This is a genomic window from Streptomyces sp. NBC_00271, from assembly GCF_036178845.1.
Taxonomy (GTDB): Bacteria; Actinomycetota; Actinomycetes; order Streptomycetales; family Streptomycetaceae; genus Streptomyces.
Genome location: NZ_CP108070.1, coordinates 5,046,101 through 5,059,019, shown reverse-complemented (window position 1 = coordinate 5,059,019; position 12,919 = coordinate 5,046,101). Strand labels below are relative to the sequence as shown.

Annotated in this window: 7 protein-coding genes; 6 read left to right on the top strand and 1 reads right to left on the bottom strand. The window is 69.1% G+C overall.

The features are described from left to right. Window positions 1–367 precede the first annotated feature (367 nt). Window positions 368–883: a DUF6912 family protein gene (locus OG798_RS23240; RefSeq protein ID WP_054229599.1), complete on the top strand. Its 516-nt coding sequence runs from the start codon at window positions 368–370 to the stop codon at window positions 881–883. Window positions 884–931: 48 nt separating this feature from the next. Next, window positions 932–1,603 (top strand): HAD family hydrolase, encoded by a 672-nt coding sequence (locus OG798_RS23235; RefSeq protein ID WP_095854317.1) that lies wholly within the window; start codon window positions 932–934, stop codon window positions 1,601–1,603. A gap of 172 nt (window positions 1,604–1,775) precedes the next feature. Here OG798_RS23235 and OG798_RS23230 read toward each other — a convergent pair whose 3' ends face one another. Further along, window positions 1,776–2,342, bottom strand: a complete 567-nt coding sequence (locus OG798_RS23230; RefSeq protein ID WP_054229601.1) for a DJ-1/PfpI family protein — start codon at window positions 2,340–2,342, stop codon at window positions 1,776–1,778. A 611-nt stretch (window positions 2,343–2,953) separates the two neighbouring features. Here OG798_RS23230 and OG798_RS23225 point away from each other — a divergent pair. The 4 genes from OG798_RS23225 to OG798_RS23210 all read left to right on the top strand — a co-directional run bounded on the left by OG798_RS23225 (window position 2,954) and on the right by OG798_RS23210 (window position 12,834). Further along, a complete protein-coding gene (locus OG798_RS23225; RefSeq protein ID WP_121415967.1) occupies window positions 2,954–7,894 on the top strand; it encodes an NAD-glutamate dehydrogenase in 4,941 nt (1,646 codons plus the stop codon). Between the two features lie 261 nt (window positions 7,895–8,155). Next, window positions 8,156–8,662, top strand: a complete 507-nt coding sequence (locus OG798_RS23220; protein ID WP_097225690.1) for a GtrA family protein — start codon at window positions 8,156–8,158, stop codon at window positions 8,660–8,662. 105 nt (window positions 8,663–8,767) lie between these two features. Continuing rightward, on the top strand, window positions 8,768–11,686 hold the full coding sequence (locus tag OG798_RS23215; RefSeq protein WP_328757625.1) for a bifunctional glycosyltransferase/CDP-glycerol:glycerophosphate glycerophosphotransferase: 2,919 nt from the start codon (window positions 8,768–8,770) through the stop codon (window positions 11,684–11,686). Continuing rightward, window positions 11,683–12,834, top strand: coding sequence for a glycosyltransferase (locus OG798_RS23210; protein WP_267062003.1), 1,152 nt, complete (start codon window positions 11,683–11,685; stop codon window positions 12,832–12,834). Before OG798_RS23215 ends, OG798_RS23210 begins: the two co-directional genes overlap by 4 nt. Window positions 12,835–12,919: the final 85 nt, after the last annotated feature.

Here is a 12,919-nt window from a genome sequence, read left to right as displayed (position 1 = left end):
GTCGTCCCCGTTCATGCGTCGTCCCGTTCGGCGTCGGTCCCGCTCGCCGCGACCGGTTGATACCGGGCGGTAACTTCGTGTTGGGGATCTTCTACGAGGGAGGAGCGGGTCCCCGCAAGGACGCCGGGCGCGCGCCGCGGAGGCGGGAAGGTTCACCTATCAGAGTGAGCGGGAGGGGTGGGAGGCCTGGCGGTGAAGGGATGTTCCGGGTGAATCGCGGGCCGGGGGTGGACGCCGTACGGGGGAGGGACCGGGACCCGAAAGGGGACGCCCGCACGTATCCTGAAGGCCTTCCCGGGAGGCGCGGGACCGCCCTTCCGGGAGCCCTCCGACCCGGGAACCCTCCCGACTACGAAAGCGGCCAGTCATGCGCGTCTACGTCCCCCTGACCCTCTCCGGTCTCGCCGAGGCGTACAAGACGGGGGAGCTGGCGGCGGGACCGGTCGTCGCGTACGCCGTCACGCCCGCGTTGCGCGAGTGGTACCTCTCCGACGACATCGAGGAGCTCGAGTACGCGGCGCTGAACCGGGCCGCGCTGGCCTCGCTGCGGCTGCTCGCGGGGGAGCCGGGGGCCGTGCGGCGGCGGGTGGTCGTCGCGGTCGACGTTCCCGACCGGGCCGCGGTCGCCGATCCCGACCGGGGGCTCGATCCGGTGGCGCTCGGTGAGGTGCGGGTGTCGGGGCCCGTGGCCCTGTCCAAGGCGGCCGCGGTGCACGTCGACGCCGATGACGCCGGGGAGGACGTCTCGGCCGCCGTGGACGCGCTCGGGGCGGCCGATCACGGGGACGACGACGCGCAGTTCATCGTGGACGGGGCCGAGGACCACGAGTTGTTGTGGTTCGCGACGCAGGAGATTCCCAACCTGGTGGGGCTGGAGGACTGAGCCTGCGCCCCGCAGGGCGTTGTCAGTGCGGGCGGGTAGTTTCTTGGTATGGGGAAGCAGGGCGCAGCAGCGCACATCGTGTGGGACTGGAACGGGACGCTGTTCCACGACAACGCCGCGATCATCGGGGCGACGAACGCGGCGTTCGCCGAGTTGGGGTTGGAGCCGCTCACGCTCGAGCGGTACCGGGAGTTGTACTGCGTGCCGGTGCCGAAGTTCTACGAGCGGCTGATGGGGCGACTGCCGACCGATGCCGAGTGGGAGGTCATGGACGACACCTTCCATCGGTACTACGCGGAGCACCGCGTGACGTGCGAGCTCACCGAGGGGGCGTCGACGTTGCTCGCGGACTGGCGGTCGGCGGGGCGCAGCCAGTCGCTGTTGAGCATGTATGTGCATGAGGAACTGGTGCCGCTGGTCAGGGGGTTCGGGATCGAGCCGCACTTCGTGCGGGTGGAGGGGCGGATCGGGCCGTCCGGCGGCAGCAAGGCCGAGCACATGGTCCGGCACATAGGCTCGCTCGCGGGCGTGAACCCGGAGCGCACGGTGGTGATCGGGGACGCCGCCGACGACGCGGTGGCCGCGCTGCACGTGGGGGCGCGGGCCGTGCTCTACACCGGCGGTTCGCACAGTCGCGCCAGCCTCGAAGGGGTCGGCGTGCCCGTGGTGGACAGCCTGGAGGAGGCGGTCGAGGAGGCCGAGCGACTGATGGCGGCGTAGGCCTGTCGTCCGAGCTCACTGCCCGGGGTGTGCGGCGGCTCCCGGGGTGTGCGGCACCCCTCGTCGGCGCGGTGCACCTCGTCGGCGGGGCAGCCGCGTATCCGGCTCAGATCTCGCCGGTGCTGAGTCGCGTACCCGGCTCACACCTCCCACGTCACCGCCCCCGAGGCGTTCAGCCCACCGGTGCCTTCGCCCTCAGCACCTTGAGGAACTCGCGCATCCAGGCTGGGTGGTCCGGCCAGGCGCGGGCGGACACGAGGGTGCCGTCGACCACCGCCTCCGCGTCCTGGAAGGTCGCTCCGGCGGCCTGCATGTCTAGTTCCAGTGCCGGGTACGCGGTGACGCGGCGGCCACTCAGGGCGTCGGCGGCGGCCGTGAGGAGCGGGCCGTGGCAGATCTGGGCCACGGGCTTGTCGGCGTCGAAGAAGGACTTGAGGATCTTGCGGAGTTCGGGGTCGTTGCGGAGGTACTCGGGCGCGCGGCCGCCCGGGATCACCACGGCGGCGTACTGGCCGGGGTCGACCTCCGAGAACGCGAGATCGGCGGGCCAGGTGTAGCCGGGCTTCTCCGTGTACGTGTCGAAGCCGGGTTCGAAGTCGTGGACCACGAAGCGGAGCTGCTTGCGGGTGGGGGCCGCGATATGGACCTCGTAGCCCTCCTCGCGCAGGCGCTGGTAGGGATACAGGACCTCCAGTGATTCCGCCGCGTCGCCGGTGACCATCAGGATCTTCGGTGTCATGTCGGTGCCGCTCCCTTCGGTGGAGCTTGGGTGGAGCTTCAGCGGGGCCCCAGCTCTATTCCGCCTCCGCCCCGCCGTTCTCGTCAACGGGGTGCCCCAGGAGAGGGTTACCGGAGGACTGCACGTTCCCGTCCCTTTCGTCCCTGTGCATACTGTCAAAGTTCCACCCCCGGTTTTGTACACATACGGCTCATGACGGGCCCCGGGTAGGGAGCGATAGCCTGGTGGCGTGATCAGCGCGATATCTCGCGGGGGCCCAGTTGCCCCTGCCTCGCGCCCGGAGCGCACGGACGACATCCGTGACCGGGCGGCGATCGCTGATCTTCACGGGCGGGACGGAGCGGCGACCGCGGCAAGCACCAGCGGAAACGCGGGCGCAAGCGGAATCGCGAGCGTCCTCCGTAGGCCGCGGACACCCCGGGGACGGACGACGCGGAGATCAGCGTCACAGTCGCCGAGGGTGCCGAGAATGGCCGATACACCCCCGCTCATCTCTCCATGCGGCATAGCGTCGGACCAGACCGGACACCCCGCGTCACGGCGTTACGTCGGAGAAGAGACCGTACTTCCTTCTACGTCACGCAACGGCGCGCGACAGGAGCCAGAGGACAATGCAGACCAAGCTGGACGAAGCCAAGGCCGAGCTGCTCGAGAGGGCTGCCCGGGTAGCTGAGAACAGCCCGGTCGGGGGGCACCTACCGACTGGGACGACGAGCGAGGGCACTCCGGACAAGGACACCGTGCTCGCGTTCCTCCAGCGCTACTACCTGCACACAGCCCCGGAGGACCTGACCGACCGCGACCCGGTCGATGTCTTCGGAGCAGCCTTCTCCCACTACCGACTGGCCGAGAACCGCCCCCAGGGCACGGCCAACGTCCGAGTGCACACGCCCACCGTCGAGGAGAACGGCTGGACCTGCAGCCACTCCGTCGTCGAGGTCGTGACCGACGACATGCCCTTCCTCGTCGACTCGGTCACCAACGAGCTGTCCCGGCAGGGCCGCGGCATCCACCTCGTCATCCACCCGCAGTTCGTCGTACGGCGCGATCTGACCGGCGAGCTCATCGAGGTGCTGCCCGGTCGGCCCACCCTCGAGGGTCTGCCGCACGACGCGCACGTCGAGTCCTGGATCCACGTCGAGATCGACCGCGAGACCGACCGTGCCGACCTGAAGCAGATCACCGCCGATCTGCTGCGCGTCCTGTCCGACGTCCGCGAGGCCGTCGAGGACTGGGAGAAGATGCGCGACGCCGCGCTGCGCATCGCCGAGGAACTGCCCACCGAGCCGACCGCCGACGACCTGCGCGACCAGGAGGTCGAGGAGGCCCGTGAGCTGCTGCGCTGGCTCTCGGACGACCACTTCACCTTCCTGGGGTTCCGCGAGTACGAGCTGCGCGACGACGACTCGCTGGCCGCCGTCCCCGGCACCGGACTCGGCATCCTGCGCTCCGACCCGCAGCACGGCGGTGACGACAGCCACCCGGTCAGCCCGTCCTTCGAGCGGCTGCCCGCCGACGCCCGCGCCAAGGCCCGTGAGCACAAGCTGCTCGTCCTCACCAAGGCCAACAGCCGCGCCACCGTGCACCGGCCGTCCTACCTCGACTACATCGGCGTGAAGAAGTTCGACGCCGAGGGCAACGTCGTCGGTGAGCGGCGCTTCCTGGGCCTGTTCTCCTCGGCCGCGTACACCGAGTCCGTGCGCCGCGTCCCCGTGGTCCGCCGCAAGGTCGAGGAGGTCCTCAAGGGCGCGGGCTTCTCGCCCAACAGCCACGACGGCCGCGACCTGCTCCAGATCCTGGAGACCTACCCCCGCGACGAGCTCTTCCAGACGCCCGCCGACGAGCTGCGTGCCATCGTCACCAGCGTCCTCTACCTCCAGGAGCGGCGCCGGCTGCGCCTCTACCTGCGCCAGGACGAGTACGGCCGCTACTACTCGGCCCTCGTCTACCTCCCGCGCGACCGCTACACCACCGGGGTGCGCCTCAGGATCATCGACATCCTGAAGGAGGAGCTGAACGGCACCAGCGTCGACTTCACCGCCTGGAACACCGAGTCGATCCTTTCCCGGCTGCACTTCGTGGTCCGGGTCCCGCAGGGCACCGAGCTGACGCAGCTCAGCGACGCCGACAAGGACAGGCTCGAGGTGCGGCTCGTCGAGGCCGCCCGCTCCTGGGCCGACGGTTTCGCCGAGGCGCTGAACGCCGAGTGCGGCGAGGAGCGCGCGGCCGAGCTGCTGCGCCGCTACGGCAGCGCCTTCCCCGAGGGCTACAAGGCCGACCACACCCCGCGCGCCGCGGTCGCCGACCTGGTCCACCTGGAGAAGCTCACCCGCGACCGAAGCAAGGACTTCGCGCTCAGCCTGTACGAGCCGGTCGGTGCCGGTCCCGGCGAGCGTCGCTTCAAGATCTACCGCACCGGCGAGCAGGTCTCCCTCTCGGCGGTCCTGCCGGCGCTCAACCGCATGGGCGTCGAGGTCACCGACGAGCGCCCGTACGAGCTGCGCTGCTCGGACCGTACGACGGCCTGGATCTACGACTTCGGGCTGCGCCTGCCCAAGTCGCTGAACGGCAACGGCGACTACCTCGGCGACGACGGCCGTGAGCGCTTCCAGGAGGCCTTCGCCGCCACCTGGACCGGCGAGGCCGAGAACGACGGCTTCAACGCCCTCGTACTGAGCGCCGGGCTGTCCTGGCGGCAGGCGATGGTGCTGCGCGCGTACGCCAAGTACCTGCGCCAGGCGGGCTCCACCTTCAGCCAGGACTACATGGAGGACACCCTCCGAAACAATGTCCACACCACCCGGCTGCTGGTCTCCCTCTTCGAGGCGCGGATGTCGCCGGAGCGCCAGCACGCCGGTGTCGAGCTGACCGACGCGCTGATGGAGGAGCTGGACGCCGCTCTGGACCAGGTGGCCAGCCTGGACGAGGACCGGATCCTGCGCTCCTTCCTCACCCTCATCAAGGCGACCCTGCGCACCAACTTCTTCCAGGAGGCGCTGGGCGGCAAGCCGCACGAGTACGTCTCCATGAAGTTCGACCCGCAGGCCATCCCGGACCTGCCGGCGCCGCGACCGGCGTACGAGATCTGGGTGTACTCGCCGAAGGTGGAGGGCGTGCACCTGCGCTTCGGCAAGGTCGCACGCGGTGGTCTGCGCTGGTCCGACCGGCGCGAGGACTTCCGGACGGAGATCCTGGGCCTGGTCAAGGCGCAGATGGTGAAGAACACCGTCATCGTGCCCGTCGGCGCCAAGGGCGGCTTCGTCGCCAAGCAGCTGCCCGACCCGTCCGTGGACCGTGACGCCTGGCTCGCGGAGGGCATCCGCAGCTACCGAACCTTCATCTCGGCGCTGCTCGACATCACCGACAACCTGGTCGCCGGTGCGGTCGTGCCCCCGGTGGACGTGGTCCGGCACGACGGGGAGGACACCTATCTCGTCGTCGCCGCCGACAAGGGCACCGCGACCTTCTCCGACATCGCCAACGAGGTCGCCGAGAGCTACAACTTCTGGCTCGGGGACGCCTTCGCCTCCGGCGGCTCCGCCGGTTACGACCACAAGAAGATGGGCATCACCGCGCGCGGTGCCTGGGAGTCCGTGAAGCGGCACTTCCGGGAGCTGGGCGTCAACACCCAGACCGAGGACTTCACCGTCGTCGGCGTCGGTGACATGTCCGGTGACGTGTTCGGCAACGGCATGCTGCTCTCCGAGCACATCCGCGTGGTCGCCGCCTTCGATCACCGGCACATCTTCCTCGACCCGACCCCGGACGCGGAGACCTCGTACGCCGAGCGGCGTCGCCTCTTCGAGCTGCCGCGCTCGTCCTGGGCCGACTACAACACCGAGCTGATCTCGGCCGGCGGCGGAGTCTTCCCGCGGACCGCCAAGGCGATCCCGGTCAACACGCACGTCCGCGAGGCCCTCGGCATCGAGCACGGTGTCACCAAGATGACCCCGGCCGACCTGATGAAGGCGATCCTCCAGGCGCCGGTCGACCTGCTGTGGAACGGCGGCATCGGTACGTACGTCAAGGCGTCCGTCGAGTCGCACGCGGACGTCGGCGACAAGGCCAACGACGCCATCCGCGTCGACGGCGCCGACCTGCGCGTCAAGGTCGTCGGCGAGGGCGGCAACCTCGGTCTGACCCAGCTGGGCCGGATCGAGTTCGCGCAGCACGGCGGCAAGATCAACACCGACGCCATCGACAACAGCGCGGGCGTGGACACCTCCGACCACGAGGTGAACATCAAGATCCTGCTCAACGCGGTCGTGACCAACGGCGATCAGACGGTCAAGCAGCGCAACAAGCTGCTCGCCGAGATGACCGACGAGGTCGGCGCCCTGGTCCTGCGCAACAACTACGCGCAGAACGTGGCGATCGCCAACGCGCTGGCCCAGTCGCCGAGCATGCTCCATGCCCAGCAGCGCTTCCTGCGCTTCCTGGTCAGGGAGGGTCACCTCGACCGGGCGCTGGAGTTCCTGCCCAACGAGCGGCAGATCCGTGAGCGGCTCAACTCCGGGCAGGGCCTGACCGGTCCGGAGACGGCCGTGCTCCTCGCGTACACGAAGATCACGGTCTCCGACGAGCTGCTCGCCACCTCGCTGCCGGACGACCCGTACCTGCAGAGCCTGCTGTTCGCGTACTTCCCCACCGCGCTGCGTGAGAAGTTCCGCGAGCAGATCGAGGCGCACGCGCTGCGCCGCGAGATCGTGACGACCGTCCTGGTCAACGACACGGTCAACACGGGTGGTACGAGCTTCCTGCACCGCCTCCGTGAGGAGACGGGCGCGTCCCTGGAGGAGATCGTCCGGGCGCAGACGGCGGCCCGCGCGATCTTCGAGTCGAGCAAGGTGTGGGACGCGGTGGAGGCGCTCGACAATGTCGTCGCCGCCGACGTCCAGACCAGGATCCGGCTGCACTCGCGCCGTCTCGTCGAGCGGGGCACGCGCTGGCTGCTCAACAACCGGCCGCAGCCGCTCCAGCTCGCCGAGAACATCTCCTTCTTCCGCGAGGGGGTCGCGCAGGTCTGGGGCGAGCTGCCCAAGCTGCTGCGCGGTGCGGACCTGGAGTGGTACCAGCAGATCTTCGAGGAGCTGACGGGCGCCGGCGTCCCCGAGGAGCTGGCCACGCACGTGGCCGGGTTCTCCTCGGCCTTCCCGACGCTGGACATCGTCGCGGTGGCCGACCGCATGGGCAAGAACCCGATGGCCGTCGCCGAGGTGTACTACGACCTCGCCGACCGCCTGAACATCACCCAGCTCATGGACCGCATCATCGAGCTCCCGCGTGCCGACCGCTGGCAGTCCATGGCCCGCGCCTCGATCCGCGAGGACCTGTACGCGGCCCACGCGGCGCTCACCGCGGACGTGCTCGCCGTCGGCAACGGCACCTCGACCCCGGAGCAGCGCTTCAAGGCCTGGGAGGAGAAGAACGCCGCGATCCTGGGCCGCGCCCGCACCACCCTGGAGGAGATCCAGACCTCCGACTCGTTCGACCTGGCGAACCTGTCGGTGGCGATGCGCACGATGCGGACGCTTCTGCGGACGCACTCGTAGATCGCGGTGACGCACGCGTGGGTCGCTGTGACCCACGCGTAGGGCACCTCTGGGTGCGCTTGACTCACTCGTGAGTGCACTTGTTTCACTCGATCGGATGTACGTCGATGGGGGCAGCCCCGGCCGGGACGGCCGGGGCTGCCCTTGTTTGTGCAGGTAGGTGCAAGCGCCTTGGCCGCCCTCTTGCCTCGCTCTTGCGGATCTCTCGGGGAAACCGGAACTGGAATTTACCTATTGCTGATAAAAGGGACAATTGTGACTGTGAACCTCTCCGAGGGGCGGGCCCGTGTAGGCCGGCAGGCCCCCGCACCTCCCCAGCCCGCACCAGCCGCCACTCCTCCCGGGGCGATCGAAAGGACCCGGCGGATCGTCCTCGAAGTGGTGAAGTTCGGAGCCGTCGGCGGTAGCGGTATCGCAGTCAACTTCCTGGTCTTCAACCTTCTCCTGCACGGTCTGAAGTGGGCCCCGATGGCCGCCACGGTCATCGCCAGCTGTGTCGCCATGGGCAGCAACTACCTCGGCTTCCGCTTCTTCGCCTACCGTGACCGGGCCTCGCGCACCCGACGCCAGATCGCCCTGTTCTTCGCCTTCAGCGGCATCGGCGTCATCATGGAGAGCGCGCTGTTCTACATCGGCTACCACGGTCTGGGCATGGACACCCCGCTCGGCTCCAACCTGGCCAAGGCGCTGTCGATCGTGCTGGCCTCGGCGTTCCGTTTCCTCGTGTACCGCACCTGGGTGTTCGAACAGGTGAAACACAGCCGCTAGACAGCCGCTCGCACCCCTTTGCGGGCGATCGGCATCTGCCTGGGTGATACGCAAATGGACTAGATCGCCTAGGTTGAACCATCAGGAATGTCTAGCATTAATAGGATGAGTGTGGATTACCCCTGCCCGCCAGCAGAAACAGCAGCCGTGCCCGCCGTGTCCGTGGTCGTGATCGTCTACAACGACGCGTCCCGGCTGACGACGGCCGTGCGCTCCGTTCTCGACCAGACCCTGCGCAGTGTCGAGGTCGTCATCGTCGACGACCGCAGTACGGACGGCTCGTACGACGTGGCACAACGACTGGCCGCCGCGCACCCGGACCGCGTCCGGGCCTTCAGACTGCCCGAGAACAGCGGCGGCTGCGGCGCCCCCCGCAACCACGGCATCCAGCAGGCCCGCGGCGACTACGTCCTCTTCCTCGACAGTGACGACGTCCTGGGGCGCAACGCCTGCCGCAACATGCTGGAGGCCGCCGAGTCCACCGGCGCGGACCTCGTCTCGGGCCTGTGCGTGCGTGTGCACGTCGACTCGCGCACCGGCAAGGAGGTCAAGTGGTACCCCTGGCTGTACGACCGCACCCGCACCCTGGAGTCCATCTCCGAGCTGCCCGACCTGCTGGTCTTCGACACGCTGTCGACGAACAAGTGCTACCGCAGGCAGTTCCTGCTCGATGAGGGCCTCGAGTTCCCGGTCGGGATCCACTACGAGGACCTGCTGTTCTCCGCGCAGGCCTACGTGGCCGCGCAGCGCATCACGCTCATCCCGAACCGGGTGTACGACTGGCGGATCGTAGACAAACCGGTGAAGTCGGCCGCCAAGTCCATCAGCAACCGGCGTGACGAGATCGCCAACTTCACGCACCGCATGGAGATCCACCGCCGGGTCGACCAGCTCCTCGCCGACCACGGCCTGCTGGAGCTGAAGTTCGCCAAGGACGTCAAGTGGCTCAAGCACGACCTGGTGCTGCACCTGCGCGAGCTGCCCTTCCGTGACGAGACCTACCGCCAGGAGTTCGCGCAGATCGCGCGCACCTACCTGGAGTCGATCGACCGTGTCGCCTTCGACGAGATCGAGCCGATCCACGCCATCTGCGCGTACCTCCTCCACGAGGCCGACTGGGACAACCTGCTGCCCGCCGTGGACACGCTCAGCAACCGCGACAAGATCTCCTCGCCGCTCGTCGAGCACGAGGGGCGCGTGTACTGGTGCGCCGAGCACATCGAGCACGACGCCTTCGCCCGGCACGTCCTGGACGTCACCGAGCTCGGCTACCACACCAAGCCGGTCGAGAAGATGTTCCTGCGCAACGCGCTGACCGGATACGCGGAGAGCGACGGCACCGTCCGGCTGGCCGGGCGCATCACCAACCCGCTCGGCGTGATCCCGCCCGACGCCCGGCTCTCCGCGCAGCTGGAGTTCTACGCCCGCCGTCCGGGCGTGCGCTTCCAGACCTTCCGCTTCCCCGTGGCCACCGTGCGGCACGAGGGCGAGGCCATCGCCTGGGAGGCCTCGGCCGACCTCGCCAAGGGCCTGCGCCCGCTCGGCATCGTGGACGCGGTCTGGGACGTACGCCTCCACCTCGCCGTCGCCGGTGAGGGCGAAGGCGCGGGGACGGTCCGCACCACGACCCGGCTCACGGCCTCCGAGCCCGAGCTGGCCCAGGGGCACCTGCCCGTCCGGCCCCGCCTGACCCGGCTGGTCGCCGACCGCATCGAGCCCGAGGTCTCCTCCCGCGGCCACCTCTCGTTCCGGCTCGTCCCGGACAAGAAGGCCAACGAACTCGTCCAGCGCGGTGTGCAGGGCCCGACCGGGCGGCTCGCCAAGACCGGCTACCGCAAGGTCAAGGCGCTGCGCAAGGAACTCGCCTCCGGCGACACCAAGCTCCGCGTCTACCACGACGTGTTCAGCCGCCTGCCCGTCAAGAAGGGTCTCGTCGTCTTCGAGAGCCACCTGGGCCGGCAGTTCAGCGACAGCCCCAAGGCCATCTACGAGGAGATGCGCCGCCAGGGCCTCGAGTTCGAGGCCGTGTGGGCCTACGCGGACAGTCCCCAGGGCTTCCCCGACGACGCCACCCTCGTACGCCGCTGGTCGCTGCCGTATCTCAAGGCGCTCGCGCAGGCCGAGTTCTGGGTCGACAACCAGAGCTACCCGCTGAAGGTCACCAAGCGGCCCGAGACGACGTACATCCAGACCTGGCACGGTTCGGCGCTCAAGCGGATGGGCTTCGACGAGCCGGAGTGGAAGCTCAAGTCCCGTGAGGAGCAGGCCGAGCAGCAGCGCACCCTCGACCGCTTCGACCGCTTCCTGATCCGCTCCGAGCACGACGTGCGCACCCTCGCGCGGGCGTTCCGGCTCCAGGAGCGGACGCTGCTGCGGGTGGGCTACCCGCGCAACGACGCGCTCGTCCAGGCCAAGGAGCACGAGGAGGCCACCGGGCAGCGGGAACGCGGCGCACTGGCGGCCGAGTTCGGCATCCCGCAGGACAAGCAGATCCTGCTGTACGCGCCGACCTTCCGTCAGCGCGGCGGCAAGCGCCGGTTCGAGCTGCCCTTCGACGTGGAGCGCTTCGCCGACACCTTCGGCGACCGCTATGTCCTCCTGGTGCGCTCGCACTACCTCAACCACGTCGTGCTGCCGCCCTCCGTGCGCGGCCGGGTCATCGACGTGACGAACTACCACGACATGACCCCCCTGCTGGCGCTCGCCGACGGTCTGATCACCGACTACTCGTCCGTGATGTTCGACTACTCCCTTCTCGACCGCCCGATGTTCTTCTTCACGTACGACTACGACGAGTACGTGCACGAGGGCCGCGGGACCTACTTCGACCTGCTGGAGAGGGCCCCCGGCCCGGTCGTCCGCACCGAGGACGAGCTGCACGCGGTCCTGGACTCGCTGGAGGAGCAGAAGGTGAAGTACGCGGCCCCGCGCGAGCGGTTCGTCGCCGACTTCGGCGAGTTCGACCAGGGCAACGCCGCGCAGAGCATCGTCGACCAGTTCTTCTCCCAGTGGAGGCGCGCGTGACCGCGTACAGCGAGCGGGACGTCTTCTTCGTCTCCAACAGCGTCGACGAGCTCGGCGGCGTGACCAGCTGGTCGCACCAGATGGCCCGGCTGTTCACCGAGCGCGGCCACCGCGTCCACGTCATCGGCATCACCGAGCCCGCGGTCGTCCAGGAGCTCGGCGAACTCCCGTACCCCACCACGACGTTGTACGACGTCCATCCGCCGCGCGTGGGCTCCGCGCGCGGCATCAAGGGGCGGCTCAACGTCGCCGAGCGCAGGCTGCGCGCCGAACGGGCGGCGGGCATGCGCGAGCAGGCCGCCAAGCTGACCCGGCTGTTCCGGGCCGCGCGCCCCGGCGCCGTCGTGATCGTCACGCAGGTGTGGGCGATGGAGTGGGTGGAGCTCGCCGACACCACCGGCCTGACCGTCATCGGCATGAGCCACGAGTCCTTCGCGTACTCGAAGGCGACCTCGCGCTTCGGACGGGTGCAGAAGCACTACAAGGACGTCGACCGGATGCTCGCGCTCACCCGCGAGGACGCCGACCTGTGGATCCGTCAGGGCCTCGACAACGCGTCCTTCATGCCGAACCCGATCCCCTTCATGCCCGAGGTGCCCTCCTCGCGCACCGAGAACGTCGTCGTCAGCATCGGCCGGCTCTCGGACCAGAAGGGCATCGACATGCTCCTCGACACCTGGGCCGAGGTGGCGCCCCGCCATCCCGACTGGACCTTGCGGATCTTCGGCTCCGGCGAGGACGAGGAGATCCTCAAGAAGCAGTGCACCGCCCTGGGCCTCGACGACTCCGTGGAGTGGATGGGCCGCACCAGCGACGTACTCGGCGCCCTGCGCGGCGGTTCCGTCTTCGTCCTGTCCTCCCGCGGCGAGGGCTTCCCCCTCGCCCTCATGGAGGCCATGGCGACCGCGCTGCCGTGTGCCGCCTTCGACTGCGCTCCCGGCGTCCACGAGATCGTCCAGGACGGCGAGGACGGTCTCCTGGCGGCCCTGGGCAACACCGGGGAACTGGCCCGCCGCCTCGACGCCCTGATGTCCGACAAGGACCTGCGCGACCGCATGGGCGAGGCGGCCCGCGTCAACATCCAGCGCTACACGACGGACGAGATCGTCCGCAGGTGGGAAGACCTGTTCACCTTCTTGGAGAGGTGAGCGGAGGCGCCCCAAAAGGGGCGCGGGGAACTGCGCGCTCAGCCACACACAACCCGTAGCCGACAGCGCGCAGTTCCCCGCACCC